This window comes from Chryseobacterium sp. 2987 (assembly GCF_031456375.1).
GTDB classification, from domain to species: domain Bacteria; phylum Bacteroidota; class Bacteroidia; order Flavobacteriales; family Weeksellaceae; genus Chryseobacterium; species Chryseobacterium vaccae.
Genome location: NZ_JAVDUN010000001.1, coordinates 824,479 through 845,333, shown reverse-complemented (window position 1 = coordinate 845,333; position 20,855 = coordinate 824,479). Strand labels below are relative to the sequence as shown.

The 20,855-nt window shown below is 37.9% G+C and carries 15 protein-coding genes and 1 pseudogene; 5 read left to right on the top strand and 11 right to left on the bottom strand.

Annotated features, from left to right (window positions below; genetic code table 11):
• Positions 1–157: 157 nt before the first annotated feature.
• The 6 genes from gap to J2Y40_RS03805 form a co-directional block, all read right to left on the bottom strand.
• A complete protein-coding gene (gene gap / locus J2Y40_RS03830) occupies positions 158–1,135 on the bottom strand; it encodes a type I glyceraldehyde-3-phosphate dehydrogenase (protein ID WP_273648898.1) in 978 nt (325 codons plus the stop codon).
• A 168-nt stretch (positions 1,136–1,303) separates the two neighbouring features.
• Positions 1,304–2,716, bottom strand: a complete 1,413-nt coding sequence (locus J2Y40_RS03825; protein WP_309997140.1) for a TolC family protein — start codon at positions 2,714–2,716, stop codon at positions 1,304–1,306.
• Between the two features lie 32 nt (positions 2,717–2,748).
• Positions 2,749–5,904: an efflux RND transporter permease subunit gene (locus tag J2Y40_RS03820; protein WP_309997138.1), complete on the bottom strand. Its 3,156-nt coding sequence runs from the start codon at positions 5,902–5,904 to the stop codon at positions 2,749–2,751.
• A gap of 5 nt (positions 5,905–5,909) precedes the next feature.
• A complete protein-coding gene (locus J2Y40_RS03815) occupies positions 5,910–7,052 on the bottom strand; it encodes an efflux RND transporter periplasmic adaptor subunit (protein WP_309997136.1) in 1,143 nt (380 codons plus the stop codon).
• Positions 7,053–7,404: 352 nt separating this feature from the next.
• On the bottom strand, positions 7,405–7,992 hold the full coding sequence (locus tag J2Y40_RS03810) for a TetR/AcrR family transcriptional regulator (protein ID WP_309997134.1): 588 nt from the start codon (positions 7,990–7,992) through the stop codon (positions 7,405–7,407).
• Positions 7,993–8,366: 374 nt separating this feature from the next.
• The gene (locus J2Y40_RS03805; protein WP_309997132.1) at positions 8,367–9,215 is read right to left on the bottom strand and encodes an AraC family transcriptional regulator; all 849 of its coding nucleotides are present in this window, start codon (positions 9,213–9,215) and stop codon (positions 8,367–8,369) included.
• Between the two features lie 90 nt (positions 9,216–9,305).
• Between J2Y40_RS03805 and J2Y40_RS03800 the strand changes: the two genes are divergently transcribed.
• Positions 9,306–10,463 (top strand): MFS transporter, encoded by a 1,158-nt coding sequence (locus J2Y40_RS03800; RefSeq protein ID WP_309997129.1) that lies wholly within the window; start codon positions 9,306–9,308, stop codon positions 10,461–10,463.
• 145 nt (positions 10,464–10,608) lie between these two features.
• The gene (locus tag J2Y40_RS03795) at positions 10,609–11,340 is read left to right on the top strand and encodes a metallophosphoesterase family protein (protein WP_309997127.1); all 732 of its coding nucleotides are present in this window, start codon (positions 10,609–10,611) and stop codon (positions 11,338–11,340) included.
• Between the two features lie 153 nt (positions 11,341–11,493).
• Here J2Y40_RS03795 and J2Y40_RS03790 read toward each other — a convergent pair whose 3' ends face one another.
• Positions 11,494–12,105: an alpha-ketoglutarate-dependent dioxygenase AlkB gene (locus J2Y40_RS03790; protein ID WP_309997125.1), complete on the bottom strand. Its 612-nt coding sequence runs from the start codon at positions 12,103–12,105 to the stop codon at positions 11,494–11,496.
• Positions 12,106–12,259: 154 nt separating this feature from the next.
• The gene (locus J2Y40_RS03785) at positions 12,260–13,036 is read right to left on the bottom strand and encodes a LexA family transcriptional regulator (protein WP_309997123.1); all 777 of its coding nucleotides are present in this window, start codon (positions 13,034–13,036) and stop codon (positions 12,260–12,262) included.
• 61 nt (positions 13,037–13,097) lie between these two features.
• Here J2Y40_RS03785 and dinB point away from each other — a divergent pair, with 61 nt between their 5' ends.
• Together dinB and J2Y40_RS03775 are read left to right on the top strand one after the other, a co-directional pair.
• Entirely contained in the window at positions 13,098–14,240 is a 1,143-nt protein-coding gene (dinB, locus tag J2Y40_RS03780) for a DNA polymerase IV (protein ID WP_309997121.1), read from the top strand.
• Between the two features lie 12 nt (positions 14,241–14,252).
• Positions 14,253–17,321, top strand: a pseudogene (locus J2Y40_RS03775) (DNA polymerase III subunit alpha).
• 90 nt (positions 17,322–17,411) lie between these two features.
• Here J2Y40_RS03775 and J2Y40_RS03770 read toward each other — a convergent pair.
• The 3 genes from J2Y40_RS03770 to J2Y40_RS03760 form a co-directional block, all read right to left on the bottom strand.
• The gene (locus J2Y40_RS03770; RefSeq protein ID WP_309997120.1) at positions 17,412–18,314 is read right to left on the bottom strand and encodes a helix-turn-helix transcriptional regulator; all 903 of its coding nucleotides are present in this window, start codon (positions 18,312–18,314) and stop codon (positions 17,412–17,414) included.
• A gap of 82 nt (positions 18,315–18,396) precedes the next feature.
• Positions 18,397–19,233 carry an SDR family oxidoreductase gene (locus tag J2Y40_RS03765; protein ID WP_309997118.1) on the bottom strand — a complete coding sequence of 279 codons (837 nt, stop codon included), beginning with the start codon at positions 19,231–19,233 and terminating at the stop codon, positions 18,397–18,399.
• Positions 19,234–19,527: 294 nt separating this feature from the next.
• Positions 19,528–19,869 carry a helix-turn-helix domain-containing protein gene (locus tag J2Y40_RS03760; RefSeq protein WP_074234333.1) on the bottom strand — a complete coding sequence of 114 codons (342 nt, stop codon included), beginning with the start codon at positions 19,867–19,869 and terminating at the stop codon, positions 19,528–19,530.
• Between the two features lie 88 nt (positions 19,870–19,957).
• On the opposite strand from J2Y40_RS03760, the gene J2Y40_RS03755 reads away from it, so the two are divergent.
• On the top strand, positions 19,958–20,752 hold the full coding sequence (locus tag J2Y40_RS03755) for an SDR family oxidoreductase (protein WP_309997115.1): 795 nt from the start codon (positions 19,958–19,960) through the stop codon (positions 20,750–20,752).
• The last annotated feature ends 103 nt before the right edge of the window (positions 20,753–20,855 follow it).

Sequence of the window (20,855 nt, the reverse complement as noted above, 5' to 3'; positions counted from 1 at the left end):
AAAGCATCTGCCATAGTAACATGGCAAATGTTTTTTTCTATTAGACATTTATGTTTGAATACAATATTCATTTTTTTGAAATAAAATTTCTAGATCTGGAAATTGTAACCAAAATATCTTCTGAATCGCCAATAGGTACTCTCCAACAATACCTAACTTATATCAAAGAAACCAATTCGGCTATTCTGTTGGAGATACCAACTTCATTGTCATACCAGGCAACCACTTTGACCATTTTACCAATTGTCTTGGTCATGCTGCCATCGACAACGGAAGAGTGTTTGTTACCTAGAATGTCTGCCGACACAAAAGGTACTTCAGTATATTCCATAATACCATTTAATGAATTTCCGGCATAATGCTTAAAAAGATCATTAATCATTTCAGTAGATATCTCTTTGCTCAGATTTATTGACAGATCTACTATGGAAACATCAATAACCGGAACGCGGTACGAGAAGCCATCCAGCTTACCCTTTAAATTAGGCAAAACATCTCCGATAGCCTTCGCTGCACCTGTTGTTGTGGGAATAATTGAATAGGACGCAGCTCTGGCACGACGAAGATCACTGTGAGGTGCATCTTGCAAGTTTTGATCTGCAGTAAAAGCATGAACAGTGGCCATAAAACCAGATTCCACTCCAAATTCCTTATCAAGGACATAAAGTATAGGCGCAATGCATCCAGTGGTACAAGATGCGGTAGAATAAATTTGATCAGTATAGACAGGTGGATTATTGACACCATGAACAATCGTTTCAACTCCACCTGACGCCGGAGCTGTTATAAGAACTTTTTTTGCTCCAGCCTCAATATGTGAATGTGCCATTTTTTTGTTAGTAAAGCGTCCAGTGGATTCAACTACCACATCTATCCCTAACTCTTTCCAAGGAAGATCGATAGGATTTTTTTCGTTGGTTATTATGATCTTCTTGCCGTTGATAAATATACTATTGTCATCAGTTGATATTTGCGACGGAAAAAGTCCATGAGCTGTATCGTATTTTAATAAATGAGCCAATGTTTTCACATCAGTCAAATCATTTATTGCCACTATTTCTACCTCGGGATGATTTTGAAGAGCTTTTAGAGTCATTCTTCCTATTCGGCCAAAACCATTAATTGCTATTTTCATAATGTTTAAATTTTAATTTTATTTATCATTTTTTTGTTCACTAATTTTTAAAAATAAAACTGAGCAAGGGTTGAATAAATTCATTTTTTTTTAATGAAAGAATATTGCTGCTACCAGTTGCTTGTGTCTATGTGAGAATAGTTACGTATTCAATACTCAATGCAATGATCAATTTACCCCTCCTCCGAGACTTCGATAAAGTTCGGATATTGCATTCAGTTCCGATCTTCTTATCAGTGCCAAATCCAGTTCGCTTTGCAGGACATTCCCTTGCGCAATAATAACTTCCAGATATGTAGCCATTCCATTATTGAACAAATCATTTGCTCTTGTTATAGCTTGTTGAAGCTTATTCAGTCTTTTTTCAGCAATTGTTTCTTGTGATTTTAATTTTTCAATTTTGACCAGCGCATCTGAAACTTCACCCACAGCATTCACAACCGATTGCCTAAATTTCAGGACTGACTTTTCACGTTCTACCAGATCCACTTTATATTGAGTGCTCAGTTCTTTATGTTGTAAAAGAGGCTGCACAACACTTGCACCAACGATACCGAAGAGTGCCGCAGGAATATTAAACCATTCGCTCACCTTTAGAGAATTTACCCCGCCACTTGCTGTTATTCTTAATGACGGATACAATTCAGCTTTACTTATACCTACTTTGGCGTTCGACAATAGAAGTTCGTATTCCCTACTTTTAATATCGGGTCTAAGCCTCACTAATGTAGAAGGTAAACCAGCGGATAATGTTTCAGGAAGTATCACTTGTGCCGACAAGTTACTGCGGTTAATGGTAGCAGGGAGGTCACCACTTAAAATGCGTAGAGCATTTTCCTGCTCAATAATATACTGTTCCAATTCCGGAATCAATTTTTGTGTTGCCAAAAGTTGGGCTTCAGCCTGCTCTACAGCAAGTGAGGTAACCTTACCCGACTCAAATTGTAAATTCATCATCTTAACAGTACTCTCATTCAGTAAGATGTTTCTTTGCGCAATTTTCAATTGTTCATCTAGCATTATCAAATTATAATAGCCCTGAGTTACATTTGCAATTAATTCAGTCTGTATTGCCTTACGTGCTTCATTGGTTAACAGATACGAAGCAAGAGCAACTTTGTTTTTGCTACGGATCTTACCCCATATATCTGCTTCCCAAGACAAACTAACTCCTGTAGTATAATCTTCCAGATGATTGGTTCCAAGAAACTGTGAAGTTGACATTCCATTCAGACTGCTATTCGAAGGATTGGTTATTGAAGATGTAATATTCAGCCCTACAACCGGTACATTATTCCATTCTGATTGTTTCAATCTTAATTGAGATTCTTCTACGTTTTTAAGTGCGATTTGCATATCATAATTTCTGATAATTGTACTGTCAATTAACTTCTGAAGTATTTGATCTTTGTAAAATTCTTTCCAGGGAACAGAAGCGATCGACATTGTATCCTCAGTCAACACATTACGAAATGTCGAAGGCAGTTCGGGTGCAGGTGTTTTCAAGTCCTTGGAGACTGTACAACCGATAATAATTAAAAGGATATTTGCTGTGACAGTTATTTTAAAGTATTTTTTCATTTCTTTAAGATGAATTTGATTAAAGTTTCAATCTATTGTAAGACCGGTTCTGCAGTTATATTTTTAGGCTTTCCTGATACCTTTTCATGCAGAGCCTGAAAAACGATAAACAAAACAGGAATAAAAAACAGTCCTAACACAACTCCGCCAATCATTCCTCCAGCGGCACCTATGCTGATGGAGTGGTTACCCATTGCAGAAGGTCCTGTTGCTCTCATCATCGGCGCAATACCGGCAACAAATGCAATCGACGTCATAATAATTGGACGTATTCTCAGTTTGGCAGCTTCCAGTGCGGATTCTACCAGTGAGTGTCCAGCATTTCTTCGTTGGGATGCAAACTCCACGATCAGAATTGCATTTTTAGCAAGTAATCCGATCAGCATAATCAAAGCAACCTGAATATAAATATTGTTGTCAATCCCTGCCAGACGTATTGCCGCAAAAACTCCGATTATACCGGTAGGTACCGACAGAACAACGGCCAAAGGCAGGATGTAACTGTTGTATTGAGCGCATAACAAGAAATAAACAAACAAAAGCGATAATGCAAATATTAACACAGATTGTCCACCGGATAAAATTTCCTCTCTTGTCATTCCGGAAAATTCAAAAGAATAACCTGTAGGTAATTCTTTTTCTGCGACTTCCCTAATAGCCTGAATTGCATCTCCTGAACTGTAGCCTGGTTTCGGCACGGCATTTACCCCAATAGAGTTGTAAAGATTGTACCGGGTAATGACTTCAGGGCCAAACACCCTTTTTAAACTCACTATTGTATTAACGGGTACCATACTTCCTGTTTTATTTTTGACATAAATTTCATTCATTGAAGCAAGGTCGGCGCGTTCTTCTTTTTCCGCCTGGATCATCACCCGATAATATTTACCAAATCGGTTGAAATCTGATACCTGAGCACTTCCAAAATATGCCTGCATACTGCTTAAGACATCTTTTTCATCAATACCGAGCTGTTCGATTTTTTCATGATCCAATATCATTTCAAACTGCGGATAATCCGCGCGAAATGTTGTAAAAGCCACTGCGATTTCAGGTCTTTTCATCAGTTCTGCAATAAAACGATTTGCAATACCTCCGAATTTATCAAGTTTTCCGCCTGCTTTATCTTCAAGAACTATATCCAGTGCATCTACATTACTGAATCCCGGTACTGTCGGGAATGAAAAGACAAAACATTGCGCACCTTTGATCGTATTCATACGTTTCTGAAGTTCTGCAATATTTGCGGATACGTCATTCATATCACCGCGTTCTCCGTCTTTCTTCATCCTGAAAAATGCAACACCCGAAGATGGACTTGTAGAACTTGTCAATATGTTAAATCCCGCTACCTGGTTGAAAGCAAACTTTGCAGGCATATCTCTAACTTTGTCAGCAGCTTCATCAAGAACTGCCTGCGTTCTCTTCATTGATGAACCTGGAGGAAGATTTACTGAGATGGCAATAAAGCCCAAATCCTCAGAAGGAATAAATCCTGTGGGAGTTTTTCTTATTAGTATTCCTGTTATAAGCATGATTACCACAAGTGCTCCAAGGCTTATCCATTTGAACTTTATCATTTTCTTCACGCTTCCCACATATCGCAGGGTTACGCTTTCAAAACCTTTGTTAAATGCGAAGAAAAATCGTTGTTTGAAATTTTTCGGCTTTTCGTGATGGTCATGATTGACATCTTTCAAAAGCAAAGCACACAAAGCGGGACTCAAGGTCAATGCATTTACAGCAGAAATAGAAATAGCTATTGCCAGAGTAAAGGCAAATTGACGATAAAAGACCCCGGCTGAACCGTCCATAAATCCAACAGGTAGAAAAACCGCAGCCATTACAAGAGTAATGGAGATGATTGCGCCGGTTATTTCGTGCATAGCGGACATGGTAGCTTTTCTCGGTGTGATGTTTTTATGTTCAAGTTTTGAATGAACGGCTTCCACCACAACGATTGCATCATCCACAACGATTCCGATAGCAAGAACAAGTGCAAATAAGGTTAGAAGATTTATTGAAAATCCGAAAATCGACATGAAAAAGAATGTTCCGATAATTGCTACGGGTACAGCAATGGCGGGAATCAATGTGGATCGGAAATCCTGTAAGAATATGTAAACGACAATAAATACAAGGATAAAGGCTTCCAGTAAAGTTTGTTGAACCTGTTCAATGGATTGATCCAACATATCTTTGGTGTTGTACAGAATTTGCTGCTTGATTCCGGGTGGAAAATCTTTCTCAGCTTTTTTTAGATATTCACCTACTTTGGTTTGTATTTCCCTTGAATTTGACCCCGGCAATTGAACTACCTCAAACAAAATACTTTGTTTGTCATGTACTGTGTTCAAAGAATTGTAAGTATAACTTCCCAATTCAACTTTGGCGACATCTCTCAATTTCAAGATAGTTCCATCTGAGTTAGATCTAATGATCATGTTTCCATATTCTTCAGGTTTGGTATATTTTCCTGAATACTTAAGAACATACTCAAAAGATCGGTTACTTGATTGTCCTAATCTTCCTGGTGCCGCCTCTTGGTTCTTACTTTTGACAGCTGCCATGACCTCGTTAGGAGTAATACTATATGCGGTCATCTGTGCCGGATTTAGCCAAATACGCATGGAGTAATCTTTATTGCTTCCTAAAAATCTTACCTGTCCAACTCCTTGTATACGTTTTATCTCTGGAATTACGTTTATTTGAGCATAATTTGTTAAATATGTTGCATCATATAGTTTTGGATTTTCACTCATTAGATTGATTGCCATGACCAGTGAATTTTGAACTTTTTGCGTGGTTATACCTGCCTGAACCACTTCGGTCGGCAACAATCCCGTTGCAGATGAAACACGATTTTGAACATTCACCGCAGCCTGATCGGGGTCTGTGCCTAATTTAAAATAGACCGATATGGTGAGTGTTCCGTCATTGCTGGATGTTGAACTCATGTAAGTCATGTTTTCAACTCCATTGATTGATTCTTCGAGAGCGGGTGCAACGGCACGAACCATTGTTTCGGCATTGGCGCCGGGATAGTTTGCGGAAACCTGAACGACAGGAGGTGCAATGTCCGGAAATTGTTGAATGGGAAGATCCATGAGACCTACGGCTCCCAAAATGACCAGCATAATGGAAACTACTGTAGCAATAACCGGTTTGTCTATAAAAACTTTTAACATAATCTTTAGTTGATATTTATTTTAGCTATTTTTTCTGTCGCCTTTTCAGGTTTCACCACAATGCCTTCTTTTAGAGACTCCATTCCTTTTAACACGAGTTGATCACCTGCTTTTAGTCCTTCAGATATATAGTAGGTTGTGTCCGACGTTCCTGATATGGTTAAGGCTACCTGTCGGACTTTGTTATTTCGATCGACCACAAAAGCGAATAGTTTATCCTGCATTTCAAAAGTTGCGGATTGTGGAATTCCGATAACGTTCGATTGCTGCAGGCCCAATTTTATTCGCCCTGAATTTCCGGAACGCAGTAAACCTTGCTCGTTGGGAAATGTTGCACGTAAGGTTATTGCTCCTGTTGTTTTGTCAAAAACAGCATCGACCATATCCAGTTTACCGGCCTGAGGATATACCTGTCCTCCTGAAAGAATGATACTCACAGCAGGAGCATTTTTTATTTTTTCTACAATTGATGCCCCTTGGAGTCCGTCCTTAAAGGTTACAAAATCTGATTCAGAGATGGAAAAATAGGCGTGAATTTCTCTGTTATCGGATAAATATGATAAAGGCTGTACATCAGAAGGAGAAATAATACTCCCCGTCTTTTTAAATAATCTACCTATGAAGCCACTAACCGGCGCCTTAATAGTAGCAAAACCAAGTGTTATTTTAGCATTGCCCGCCTTTGCTTTTGCCTGTTTGAGTCTTGCAATTGATGCCTGATAGGATGCTTGAGCAGTCTTTAACTGATATGGTGAAACAACTTTGTTTTGAACCAAAGGTGTAAGTTTATCGACTTCCAACTTTGCTGTCATGAGATCTGCCTTTGCAACAAGCAACTCACCTTGAGCAAAATTGGAATCTTCTGTGAAAGGTCTTTGATCAATTTGAAACAGAGGTGTCCCTTTTTTTACGTAAGATCCCTCCGTGATATAGATTTTTTCGAGAATTCCAGACACTTGAGCTCGTAATTCAACATCAGTTTGTCCCTCCATTTTGGCAGGATATTCCAGATAGACCATTGCATTGCCTGGATTAACGGTTACGACAGGAACCGAGGGTATGTTTGCTGACTCTGTTTTGTCATCACCGGATTTACAACCCAGCAATACAGCGATGGCGAACATGCCACCTATTACAGTTTTTTTCATGAAATTTTTATTAAAATATTTGAAATTGTATAAATGTTTAATAGTCTAAAATTGGATTTCTCATTTATAAGGAGATTAATAATTCTGATTTTTACTTGTATACTTTTTTGCAAAAGATTTTCTCCTGATCGATTATTTATCATTTTGAATAAGTAATTGTTGTAAAAAATTATTTTGTTCATAAAAGGAATTATAAAAGTACCAACTGGTATGTTTTTAAACTTAAGCTCATACAAAACATACTAATTAGTATGTTTTTAATTAAAAAAAAATGCTTTTAGTTTGCAGATTATAAATTAAAAAAGATAAAGATGTCAAAATAGCACGGACAATTGATAACATTTTAATCAATTTAATTTAGAGAATTTATGTAAGTTTTAAATTCTTTTAAAAATGTGTAGTAATATTTTTTTCCCAATATTTTACCCATATTCCTTACGCCATGATATTGAGTTAGGATGTTGAGTGCAATTTTTTTTGCTTCATGATCTGAACTAAGCTGCCCTGCAAGCTGGCATCTTATTATCTCATTTTCAATTGCTTTACTCCATTTGTTTAATGACACTAACAAAGCCTTCCTAAAGGCTTCAGACAAGGGTGCCATTTCCTGAATTAAGTTCACATTTGGGCATCCGTTTTCAGCTGTCATGAAGGAATGGTCTAACAATAGTCCATGCATCGTATCGTACATGTTCTTCTTGAAATCGGTACTTTTCGACAATGAATTTAGTATAAACGGCAGAATCTGCTCATTTATAGTTTCACTAATTAATGCCATACCCATTTCTTGCTTATTACGAAAGTGATAATAAAACGCGCCTTTGGTAACCTGAGTTATTTGTAAAATGTCGTCAATACTAGTGGCTTGATACCCTTTTTTGTATATCAGATTCAAGGCGCTCCTTAGAATGTTAGATCTTGTAATTTCTCCTTTTGTCATAAAACATACCGATTAGTATGTTGCAAAGGTATGTTTTTTTGATACTAAAACAAAAATTATAAAAAATAAAGTTTAAGTATATACAAAAAAGACTATCAAATTAATTTTAATTATTTATTGTTTTATTTTGACAGGAAAAAATTATGATTAGGCAGATCCTGGTCACTAACATAAATCAGCGGAAGAATAGCGCTGAACGACGGATTTACTTAATTTTGGGTTTGTTTGAGAGAATTTAATTAAACAATAATCAAGCATAAATTCCTTACTATAGAAGCATCAGTGCACTAAATTTGGAAAAAACGGATTTGAAATTTAAAAGTCATTCTGATAAGCTTCAAAAAATATAAAAATGATTAATGATTATGAGATGTTTATTTTGTTAACCTGCTACTAGCCCGAAATTCAGATGGACTACTTTTAGTATGTCGCGTAAAGAACTTGTGGAAGTGACTGGCATCCGTAAACCCGAATTCTAAGGCAATTTGTGAAAATGTTTGCTCACTGTTTATAATTCTGGATTTAATCATCTCAGTTTTTAAGTCATTACAATAAGCTGCAAGTGATATTTCCATTTTATTCTTAAAGAAAGACCTCAATCCGGATTCTGACATTCCAAAAGCATTAGCAAGATATTTCGCAGTTAATTTATCAGGAAAATTAATATGATTATGAATATGGTTTTGGATGCGTTCAATCAAAACATATCCATGTGAAGCCGAGTGATAATCTTTCACTTCCCTTATATACTGATCCATGATTAGAAGAAGGCTACGAAGGAGATGGCAGTGAATTTCAGTCACTTTTTCAGTGTGATCTTTCCAATGAAATATTATTACTTGGACAATACTTTTTATAGCTCTAAAAATCTCGGATTCAATATTCGGACCTTGAATATAATTCCATTCTCTTGCCAGAAATACTAGTAGATGCTCCCAGTAGTCGGAATCACTTTTATTGATCCCACCATTAAGTACAGAAGGATGGAATTTTAAAACACTGAATTGTGTAGTGGATTTAATATTAAAATCATGAGTATCCTCCGGAGCCAGAAAAAAAATGGAACCACCCTGATAATTGCCGGCTGTATTGTTGAGCGTGTGAATTCCTGAACCTTCAGAAATGAATATCAATTCATAGTGATTATGATTATGGACAGGAAAAGGCCAATGATCCATAAGAAAATGCCTTATAAATAGTGGCTCAAATTGAACAAGTTTCATCTTTGAAAATTTAGCAAAATATACAAAATATTTATTAAAATATACAAAATTCATATAATGTTTCACCACTAAGTTTGTAGTCAAAAATTTATGATAAAAAATAAACTGACCATTCCTGTGATGGCATTTTCAGCAGGGTCAATAGTGGCTAATGTATATTATTGCCAACCGATACTCAGTAAAATTGCGGAGACAACGGGAAGTAGTGAAAGTATGGTTGGTAAAATATCTGTTTTGACACAGGTAGGATATGGTTTGGGGATGTTTTTTCTACTACCACTCGGAGATAAAGTCAATAGAAAAAAACTTATTCTTTTAATTTGTACTGTACTGATTTCATCATTAGTAGCCATATCCTTTACAGAGCGTTTGCAAATACTCCTTATATTAAGCTTTTTAATAGGTGTTTTGTCAACTCCGGCCCAGATCATACTTCCTATGGCAGCAGTTTTAGATAAAGAGAACAGAGGCAAGAACGTAGGTATTGTTTTCAGTGGAATACTTTGTGGAATTCTAAGTTCACGGGTAATTGCAGGAAGTTTGACTGATTGGTGGGGCTGGCATAGTATCTACTTATTTTCTGCGGTAATGGTTTCAGTAAGTTCTTTATTAATGTGGTTTTATTTGCCTGACTTTGAAGCTAAATTCAAAGGGAGTTATGCAAAGTTACTATCATCAACTCTAGGTCTTATAGCAAACTTTAAAATCTTAAGACAGTCAGCTTTATTAGGTTCTTTTACATTTGGAGTTTTTTGTTCATTTTGGACGACTTTAACATTTTATTTAAATGGTGAGCCTTTTAATTATTCTTCATCAACAATTGGAATGTTTGGGATTATTGCTATTGGAGGTGCCCTTGTTGCTCCTTATTTTGGCAAAGCTGCAGACAAAGGTAATGTCTTCAAAAATCTTTTTTTTACCGTCAGTTTAATCCTGGTCAGCATAATTTCAATGTTAATTTTTCCTACCTCTATCTGGGTACTATCCGTAGCCATTTTCTTTCTGGACATTGGTGTTCAGGCTACACAGATCACTAATTTCACAAGAATTTATAGTCTGAACGAAAGTGCGCACAGCAGACTGAATACGGTCTATATGACCACATATTTTATAGGTGCGGGAACAGGCACTTTTTTTGGTCTTTTAAGCTGGAGCATGGGAGGATGGCATTTTGCTCTTTTGCAGATGCTGCTATGGAGCAGTCTGGCATTATGTATTGTTTTTCTTTCAAAAAAAGGGATGCTGTAAACTTTGAAACTTTAGTTATCAATGTTTCTTGGATTAAAATATTAAACAAATAATCCTGCGCCATTACCATAACAAAGATTAATTATAATATCCGGAGTTAAAGCTGCAATATTGCGATAATTTAATCTAATAAAATCCTTATAAAATGATTCAGATAGCTATCATTAGTGATATTCATGGAAATATCATTGCTCTAAATACTGTACTTAATGACATCAATCAGCGTAAGATCGATAAAATTTTCTGTCTAGGTGATTTGGTTGATTTTGCGCCATGGCCGAATGAAGTTATAGATCTCATCAGAAGTCTTGGTATACCGTGCATTTTAGGAAATCACGATGAGAGAATAGCGTTTAAACAAGAGATTCTTCCAATTGCGCATCATTCTGAAACTGAAACGATAGCTAGATATGAAGCAATTAATCACACCAAAAATACCATAACAGTTAAAAATATCGAATGGTTACAATCTCTTCCCAGTAATATTCTATTATCTTTCAATATCAATTATACAAAACATAAAATAATGCTTGTTCATGGAAGTATCAACGATAATAAAGAATATATTTATGAAGATCATCCCAATGAGGAAATGCTCCGTTATCTCAGAGATCATTCTGTACAAGTTCTTGTCATGGGCCACACCCATTTATCTTACATTAAGAGAATCAATGATTTTACTTTGATCAATGCAGGCTCCGTAGGAAGAAGCAGAGAAGAAGACAGGAAAGCGACGTATTGTATCATCTCTATGGATCATAATAAAATTCACAGTGAAATCGTCAAACTTGATTATAACGTCGAATATGTAGCTGATGAAATAAAAAAAAGTGAAATACCATCTTTTTATGCAGATTTTCTTTTGCAAATTGTATAGAAAGTGAGTGGATCTATAAATGAAAAAGAGATCCATAATCTCAGAAAGAGCATTCTTAATTTGCTCATCAATAAGCTGAATTTCCAAACTTTCCTTTGGAGCTTTACATATCGTTGCTCATACTACATTATATTTCGCATTTGCGTATTATTTTTAGGCTATATTAATCAGTCTAAACGTCAGGTTGATGCGCTCCTTCATTGGAATAGTTGATTTAGCGATCCTATGTTCCCAGTTTTCTTGTAGGTCACCTTTCATAATAAGCAATGATCCGTGAGGAAGCGGCAGACTGTATTTGCTTTGGTGATGGTCTTTTTTTCTGAAATCAAAGTTCCGGGTTTGTCCAAGACTTATGGATGCAATTACAGGGCGTTTCCCATATCTGCTTTCCTTGTCTCTGTGCCACGCAACTGAATCATTATTATCACGATAAAGATTTAATAGAACACCGTTAAACTGATACCCAAACTCTTTTTCAATTCTTTCTTTTAAAGCATATAGTTCGGGTGTCCATTCATTTCTTTTGGTCGTATTATTGTCAGCTGAATCATAAGATTTTGCATCACCATACCATGCGGTCAGGCGTGGTGTCAACACCATCTTATCATACATTTTCTGAGTTCGTTGTTCCCAGGTTGCAGTTTTAAGAAGCTTGTCTTTCAAAAGATCAGCTTCTTCCCTGCTGAGGAAATTTTCCTTGTATTCCAAAAGGTCTTTTGGAAACTCGTATAATTCTTCGGAATCGAATAAACTGAGCTGAGTCATAATATGTAATTCGTTTTTATCTATATACTTGTCAACCTCTCTTAACAGGGAGTTTTTTCATCATTTGTGTTTTTACTTCCCTCCCCTCCGGGGAAGTTTTTTAATCAACAGATTGGTTTTATGCAATCCATATGCACTTTACCCAAAAGCTGATTCAATTCTTATCTCCGAATCTCTCTTTGATCTGTTTTATATCCGTTTTAATCTCTGTGATAAATTTTTGCATATGATGCTCTGCAACCTCATCGGGTTCATATTCCTTTGTGTTGATGCTGCAGGCAAATTCCCAGATTTCCTTGATTTCCGATAAGGGAATTTTATAGGGCTCATAAAATTGATTATCAGCTTTAACCCAGATCCCATCTGCTTCGTGAAACTGAAACCTTTTATAACTGATACCGTCATTAGTTGTAATGAATACATAAGTTCTATCCGTTTTCAACTCTGAAAGATTCTCCACATATTTCCCTACGATGTAAGTACCATTCTTATAGGGAGGCATTGAATCGCCATCAGCAGGAAATGCCCTGAACTTACCACCTTTTAGGAAAGGCAACGATATAGTTTCCAGACTTTCTATGTATTCCGGATCTCCGTAGCCGTTCAAGTAACCCATTGAGGCTTTTTGTGGAATAATCTCAATCTGATCATTACCTTCATTATCGACCCTAATCGGCAGAAGGATTCTCTTATCAGGAAGTTCAACAATTCCATCGATAGGAAATTTTCTAATGTCTACAGTCAGCAGAAGATCAATGCTGACACTATAGTATTCGGAAATTCTAATCAAAACCTCGTAAGGAGCCTCTGAACGACCATCTTCATACTTTGAATAGCGCACTCTGCTCAAAAAAATTTTTTCAGCCAGCTCTTGCTGTGAAATTTTTTTTTGAGCTCTTAAATACCTGATGTTTTCTGAAAAAATTGACATTGATACAATTTGTATCTGTAAATATATAAAAAATGATACAATTAGTATCTAATTTTGTCAAATGGAAAGAGCAATTGCACATATGGATCTAGATACATTTTTTGTATCCTGCGAACGGCTGAGAGCCTCTGTACTGGACAAAAAGCCTGTAATCATAGGAGGTGGAGACCGCGGTGTGGTGGCATCATGCTCATATGAAGCTCGCAAATTCGGTGTCCGTTCTGCAATGCCCATCCGTATGGCACTGCGTTTATGTCCCGAAGCTATGGTAATCAAGGGAGATATGGAATACTACTCCCAGATGTCTCATGTGGTAACGGAAATTATTCAGGAAAAAGTACCGGTCATGGAGAAAGCCAGTGTAGATGAATTTTATCTTGACCTCTCCGGAATGGATCAGTTTTTCGGATGTTATCAGTGGACATCTGAAATTGCCGAAGCTGTCAAGAAACAAGCAGGATTACCTATCAGCTTTGCACTATCTACGAATAAAACGGTTTCAAAGATAGGAACCGGTGAAGCTAAACCCGGAAAATTAGAATTGAAAATGAAAGAGATCCAGCCTTTTTTGAATCCCTTGTCTGTCAAAAAGATTCCAATGGTTGGCGATGTTACCTTTCAGCTGCTTTCCAGATTGGGCGTGAGAAAGATTGAAACGCTTTCCAAAATGCCTGTAGATGTTTTGCAGGAAATGATTGGAAAAAATGGAATTGAGCTTTGGAAAAAAGCCAATGGCATAGACAACGATCCTGTAGTGCAATATTCTGAACGAAAATCAATATCAACCGAAACTACTTTTACAGAAGACACGATCGATGTGCTGCATATCAACAGCATTCTCTGCGGAATGGTAGAACAATTATGCTACCAGTTAAGAAAAGAAAAATGGCTGACCTCTACTGTTTCGGTAAGAATCCGCTACGCCAACTTTGATACGGAAACCAAACAATGCAAAGTGCCCTACACCTCAGCCGACCATACCTTGCTGAAATATGTCCTTGAGCTTTTTAAGAAAGTATATACGAGAAGGATGAGGATTCGTCTTGTCGGAGTCAGGTTTACAGGGCTGGTGCACGGAAGCCATCAGATGGATCTTTTTGAAGATACCGAAGAGCTGATCTCCTTATATCAGGCAATGGATAAAATGAAAGACCGTTTTGGTGCTAAAAGCCTTGGAAGGGCTTCCGGCTTTTTAACTCAATAGAATATATACATTATGTTTCTCAACTGTCACACATATCATAGCCTTCGTTATGGGACTATTTCTGTTGAAGATCTGGTTCAGCTGGCTGTGGAATATCAGCTGAAGGTTTTGGCACTCACCGATATTAATACCGTAACCGGGATCTACCAGTTTTATAAATTGTGCCAAGATAGAGGTATTAAGCCGATTGTCGGTGTTGATGTCAGGGTTGAAAATGAACCGAATTATATCTGCTTAGCGAAGAATCCTAAAGGGATAGCAGAGGTCAACAAGCTTTTGACTGATTATAATTGTGACGGGATCGAGGTTCCTAAAGTTAATCCTTTATTGGAAAACTGTTTCGTCATCTATTCTTTGCAGAATATCCCTGAAGTATTATCGGAACACGAATTTATAGGTATCAGGCAGGATGAATTGAATTTATTGGTCAAGCCGGAACTCAGATCTTTGATCCACAAAATGGTTATCCTGCATCCGGTAACTTTTAAGACGGATGAAGAATATGAACTTCATAAAGTGCTGCGTGCGATCGATGGCAATACGCTCTTTACAAAACTGGCTGAAACGGATCATTGCAGAAACAATGAATCCTTTGTCGATAAGAAAAAGCTTTTGGATCAATTTACAGACTACCCCCAGATCATTGAGAACACCAAAATCATTGTAGATGAGTGCAGCTTTAATTTTGATTTTAAAACACCCAAGAATAAAAAGCATTTTACAGAGAGCAAGGAAAGTGATTTTAAATTACTGTCAAAACTGGCTTATGAAGGATTGGCCCGAAGATACCCTGATCGAAACAGGCAGGCCGTTGAACGGGTTGAAAAAGAACTGACCGTGATTGATCAGTTGAATTTCTGTGGTTATTTTTTGATTACCTGGGACATTATCCAGTACAGTAACCGAATGGGATTTATGCATGTGGGTCGAGGAAGCGGAGCCAACAGCATTATTGCCTATTGTTTAGGTATTTCTGATATCTGCCCTTTGGAACTGGATCTTTACTTTGAGCGCTTTTTGAACCTCAACAGGAAAACGCCTCCTGACTTTGATATCGACTGGAGCTGGAAGAACCGGGATGCTATTTTGGAATACATTTTTGATAAATACGGCAAGGATCACGTGGCTTTTTGCGGAACCAACGTTGAATTTAAAAGAAAATCAAGGTTCAGGGAGCTGGGAAAAGTATTCGGACTGCCTAAAGATGAACTGGATCAGCTATCGAAAAAACCGAAAGAACAGCATGATCAGAATGCTGTAGTTCAGGAAATTTATAAATACGAACAGATGATGATCGGTTTTCCTAATCAAAGAAGTATGCATTCCTGTGGGATTCTGATCTCTGAGGAACCGATTACCCATTATTCGGCTCTTGAATTTCCACCGAAAGAATTCCCGATTGTACAGTTCGATATGCATACTGCTGAAGAAATAGGCCTCGAAAAATTTGACATCCTTTCGCAAAGAGGTTTAGGCACCATTAAAGATGCTGTTAACCTGATTAAAGAAAAGAGAGGGGTTACGGTCGATATTGAAGATACAACGATTTCAAAAAATGAAGCTAGATGCAACGAGTTTCTAAGTATTGGAAAAACGATAGGCTGCTTTTATATTGAATCACCTGCGATGCGTGGATTATTGCGGAGGCTGAAATGCGACAACTACAAAGTATTGGTTGCCGCCTCTTCCATTATTCGTCCGGGTGTAGCACAAAGCGGTATGATGCGGGAGTATATTTTCCGCCATAACCATCCCGGTCAGTTTGAATATTTCCATGAAGTGTTTGAAAAGGAACTGGGTGAAACATATGGCATCATGGTCTACCAGGAAGATGTGATCAAAATCGCTCTTCATTATGGCGGAGTGTCCGCAGAGAATGGTGATGTTCTGCGTAGGGCGATGAGCGGAAAAGGAAGATCACTGTCAGCTTTGCAAAAATTAAAAGATGATTTTTTTGAATCCTGTAAGAAAAAAGGTCACGCTGAGCAATTATCACAAGAGGTCTATCGACAGATCGAATCTTTTGCCGGCTACTCTTTCTGTTAAGCCCATTCTGCCTCCTATGCCGTGGAGAGTTATCAAAGTCTCTATCTGAAAGCCTACTATCCTATTGAATTTATGGTATCCGCAATTAATAATGGCGGTGGGTTTTACAGAACCGAAGTTTATGTCCATGAAGCCAAAATGGCTGGTGCTAAAATTCATAATCCTTGTGTAAACCTTAGCGAATTTCAAACTACGGTATATGGAACAGATGTGTACTTAGGGTTGATGCATATTGAGAAGTTGGAAGCTGCCGTTAAACTATTTATTCCTCAGGAACGAAAAGAACATGGTGATTACAAATCGTTAGAAGATTTTGTCAAAAGAGTCAACATCGGTATTGAAACTTTACAGACACTTATTTTTGTCGGGGCTTTCAGATTCACAGGCAAACAGAAACACGAGCTATTGATCGAAGCAAGGTTTCTTTTGTCAAAAAATCAATACAAAACGAAGATCATTTCTTTATTTGAAGAACCTCAAAAAGATTATCAGCTACCTCTTATAGAAAGAGATCCTTTTGAAGATGCGTTCGACGAAATTGAAATATTGGGCTTTCCTGTGTCTTATTCTATTTTCGATTTATTGAAGATCAAATACAGAGGCGATGTAATGGTTAAAGATCTTTTGAAGTACCATAAGAAGCAGGTGAGAATGTTAGCTTATCTGATTTCCAGAAAACACGTTCCTATCAAAAATAAATATGGAAATAGAGACGATATGTATTTCGGAACCTGGATTGATGCCAATGGCGACTATTTTGATACAGCTCATTTTCCGGACAGCCTTTCGAAGTTTCCTTTTAAAGAGGGTGGAATTTATCTTCTATTAGGAACCGTTGAAGTGGATTATCATTTCCCGACTATTACCATAACAAAAATGGCAAAAATGCCACTTATTGCTGATCCCAGATATTCAATGGATGAGGAAAAAGCGAAGGAAGTTGAAAATGGTCTGCGGGAAGATGTGAGCTTGACTTTTCGCGCTCCTTATCCGCAAGAATTTGAGATTGGGTTGCCTAGAAAAAAATTGATCTGAAAATAAAAGTAAGTAAATGATATTGACTGTAAACATTTATTATCCGACAAACTCAGTATATCAAATTACTCGCTATTCTTACTCCTTTATTTAATCCATCGCACGAAACCGCATCGGTGTCATCTGCATATTCTTTTTGAAGAAATTATTAAAGTGCGTAGCCTCTTTGAACCCCAGTGAATAGGCAATTTCGGCAACATTCCATTCGGTATGTCTCAGTAATATCTTTGCCTCCTGTAACAAACGCTCCACAATGACCTCCGAAGTCGTTTTTTCAGTGATCTCTTTAACGGCCCGGTTGAGGTGATTGACATGAACGGAAAGCTGACCGGCGAATTCAGAAGGCGAACGGAAGTTGATCCGCTGTCTCGCATCTTCGATAGGAAACTGACGCTCCAACAGCTCAAGGAACAGATGGGTGATCCGCTGAGAAGCATTAGCCTGTTGTTTTTCAGCTTTTGAAGTCGGTTTCATTTTAAGTGCATAATGAAGTAATTCAAACACCAGGTTTCTCAACAGATCATATTTATGGGCATAATCCGAGGCCAATTCAGTTTGCATTTTTTTGTAAATCTGCCTTACATCTTCCAATTGCTCATCGGTCAGCTCGAAGACAGGTGTCACGTCAGGTTTAAAAACTTCATAATCATTCAGGTTTCCGAAATGATGAAAAAAAGAAGGTGTAAACACACAGAAGAATCCTGCCTTCTGACCATCGATCCATTCAAATTTGTAAGGGATCTGCGGATTGGTGAAAAAAATTGCCTGCTTTTGAATATCAATGACCTTGTCAGCATAATGGATCCGGTTTCGGCCGACGATCAGGGTGATCTTAAAATAATCTTTCCGGCTGTAGACCAATGGTTTAGCATTTTTACCGATATACTCATCGATGGTAAAGACATTGAAGTGCCCTACCCCGTTACGGATATTTTCAGGTACCCGGTCAAATTTGGACTGGTAAAATTCTTCCAGTGACTGCATTTTCTCCATGTAATAAATATACAAAAATCAAACAAAAAAAACACTGCCACTTTCGAATGGCAGCGTTATTAATTTAGATTCAGATGGTCATTTAAAAATCGGTAGAAAATGAAATATCCTTATTGATATCCAGTTCCTCTGATAACAAGCCTATCTTGTACTTTGCACGGTTGTAGGCATCGCTTCCCAAATACAAGCGTACCGGCGGATTCGGATTTTCAGCAAGATCGATCAGGACACAGGCCAGCTTGTCGGGATCTCCAGCCTGCGTTCCGTTCATGGCAGCGTATTTTTGGTGTGAAGCTCTAATCGCATTGTATCCTTCAATTTTATTCTCAGCGAAAACGAGGGAGCTTTCTTCCAGGAACTCCGTCCGGAAAGCGCCCGGCGCCACCACTGTCACTTTAACACCGAACTCTTTCACATCTTCTGCCATGACCTCGGACAGTCCCGTTACCGCATATTTTGTTGCGGCGTACATGGCCCAGCCGATTCCCGGAGCGAATCCTGCGATAGAAGAAATATTGATAATATTTCCTGACTTCTGTCGCCTGAAGTACGGCATGACCGATTGCATCGTCTTGATTACAGCCATAACGTTGACGTCAAAACTATCCCTGATCTCTTTTTGGTTCAATTCTTCCACGGCCCCACCGATGCCATAGCCCGCATTATTGACCAAAACGTCTATTTTCCCGAAGTGTCCGACAGTCTTTTCAAATGCCTTGCTGACAGATTCTCCGCTTGTCAGATCTACTTCCAGCGGTAAGAACTGCTGTTTGTCAAATTCTCCGACAGCCTCCATTAAACTCTGCGCCTTTCTGCTTGTTGCAGCGACCCTATAACCGCTTTCGATAAGTTTTCTCACCAGTGAAAGCCCCATTCCTTTGGATGCTCCCGTTACTAACCATACTTTGTCTGTTTCCATATCTTGATCTTATTATGATACAAAATTAGAATGACTGCCGAAGTCTGTTGTAACAGAATTGAAACAATATATTACGAAAATCAAACAAGTTTAGACAGCCTGTTTGATTGTCATTTTTAAGTATACCCTACACAGGAGAAATTTTCAAATGATCAATCCAGAAAAGTATCCGGGATTTTAAGACAGACTGTTTATTCACCTCTAACAGATGATCGCCTAGAAATATAACAAAGAGTATTCTGATCAATTTCAGTTGTTGATCAAAACACCTTTGATGACCTATATCCTATATGATTATTTTTCCCTGATCTTCCTCTTGTGATCTCTTCCCCATTTTTCCAGGGGCTTTGCAATTTCCTGTAAGCTTAATCCATAATCCGTCATAGTGTATTCTACCTTGACCGGATAATCGTCTGTGACCTTTCTGTCGATCAATAGATTTTCTTCCAGATGTTTTAATTCCTTAGACAAAACCCGGTTGGTTATCTTCGGTATTGAATTTAAAATTTCATTGAATCTTGTATTGCCTTGATAGATAGAAAGGATAATCGGCATCTTCCATTTGCCACCGATGACAAACATAGTATCCTGGATGGCGTTGATCTTTTCCTGGAAATAATGTTTTTTTTCCGTCATAATAATTTAAGTATACTTTTGTATACAGGTATCAAATGTATATCTTTTTGCCAGTAATTTTGTAAAAGAACATTTAAAATTTTATAAAATGAAGACAATATTCATCACCGGAACCTCATCAGGAATAGGCAAGTCAACCGTTAAATTATTTCAACAAAGAGGCTGGAAGGTCATCGCTACAATGCGCGATCCCGAAAAGGAAACGGAACTTGATCAATTGGACCATGTTATTCTTTTGCCTTTGGATGTTACTGATCTGGAACAGATCAGGTCAACCGTAGAAAAAGCTTTATCGCTAGGACCGATCGACGTGGTCGTGAACAATGCGGGATATGGGCTGATGGGTGCGTTGGAATCCTTTTCCGATGAGAACATCGTGAAACAGGTGGAAACGAATTTTCTGGGAACAGTTCGGGTAACACAAGCTTTTATACCTCATTTCAGAGAAAATAAAAATGGACTGTTCATCAATATAACATCCATCGGCGGACATACCAGCTTCCCGTTCACCAGTATTTACAATGGTACGAAATGGGCGGTTGAAGGCTGGAGCGAATGTCTTTCCATAGAGCTGTCGATGTTTGGTGTCGATGTTAAGACCGTTGCTCCGAGCGCCACGAAAACGGAGCTGTTTAACCATAATTCAGATGTCACCGCACTACCGTACTATGATTCAGCGGAAGAAAAAATGCTTAGTATGATCAAACCCGATTCTTCACCAGATGAGATTGCGGAAGTGATCTTTGAAGCAGCAACCGACCAAAAAGACCAGTTGCGTTATTTTGCAGGAACAAAGGCTCAGGCAATTTACGATAGACGTCAGCAAATTGGAGCGGAAGCTTCTGTCAAAGAGATCAAAAAGATCTATTTCGACGGGTTGTAAAGAAGTAGCCAACCATAAGATCAATATGAGGTATAGGCTTTATCCTATACCTCATATTGATTGTCTGGGAATAATGTAACTCTTGACACATAATCCCGGGATT

Bases quoted from the DNA above. Each gene is read 5' to 3' on its own strand.
- J2Y40_RS03770 (WP_309997120.1), bottom strand. From the start codon at position 18,314: ATGGAGAAAATGCAGTCACTGGAAGAATTTTACCAGTCCAAATTTGAC.
- J2Y40_RS03790 (WP_309997125.1), bottom strand. From the start codon at position 12,105: ATGACTCAGCTCAGTTTATTCGATTCCGAAGAATTATACGAGTTTCCA.
- J2Y40_RS03805 (WP_309997132.1), bottom strand. From the start codon at position 9,215: ATGAAACTTGTTCAATTTGAGCCACTATTTATAAGGCATTTTCTTATG.
- J2Y40_RS03755 (WP_309997115.1), top strand. From the start codon at position 19,958: ATGAAGACAATATTCATCACCGGAACCTCATCAGGAATAGGCAAGTCA.
- J2Y40_RS03800 (WP_309997129.1), top strand. From the start codon at position 9,306: ATGATAAAAAATAAACTGACCATTCCTGTGATGGCATTTTCAGCAGGG.
- gap (WP_273648898.1), bottom strand. From the start codon at position 1,135: ATGAAAATAGCAATTAATGGTTTTGGCCGAATAGGAAGAATGACTCTA.
- J2Y40_RS03795 (WP_309997127.1), top strand. From the start codon at position 10,609: ATGATTCAGATAGCTATCATTAGTGATATTCATGGAAATATCATTGCT.
- J2Y40_RS03825 (WP_309997140.1), bottom strand. From the start codon at position 2,716: ATGAAAAAATACTTTAAAATAACTGTCACAGCAAATATCCTTTTAATT.
- dinB (WP_309997121.1), top strand. From the start codon at position 13,098: ATGGAAAGAGCAATTGCACATATGGATCTAGATACATTTTTTGTATCC.
- J2Y40_RS03810 (WP_309997134.1), bottom strand. From the start codon at position 7,992: ATGACAAAAGGAGAAATTACAAGATCTAACATTCTAAGGAGCGCCTTG.
- J2Y40_RS03785 (WP_309997123.1), bottom strand. From the start codon at position 13,036: ATGTCAATTTTTTCAGAAAACATCAGGTATTTAAGAGCTCAAAAAAAA.
- J2Y40_RS03765 (WP_309997118.1), bottom strand. From the start codon at position 19,233: ATGGAAACAGACAAAGTATGGTTAGTAACGGGAGCATCCAAAGGAATG.
- J2Y40_RS03760 (WP_074234333.1), bottom strand. From the start codon at position 19,869: ATGACGGAAAAAAAACATTATTTCCAGGAAAAGATCAACGCCATCCAG.
- J2Y40_RS03820 (WP_309997138.1), bottom strand. From the start codon at position 5,904: ATGTTAAAAGTTTTTATAGACAAACCGGTTATTGCTACAGTAGTTTCC.
- J2Y40_RS03815 (WP_309997136.1), bottom strand. From the start codon at position 7,052: ATGAAAAAAACTGTAATAGGTGGCATGTTCGCCATCGCTGTATTGCTG.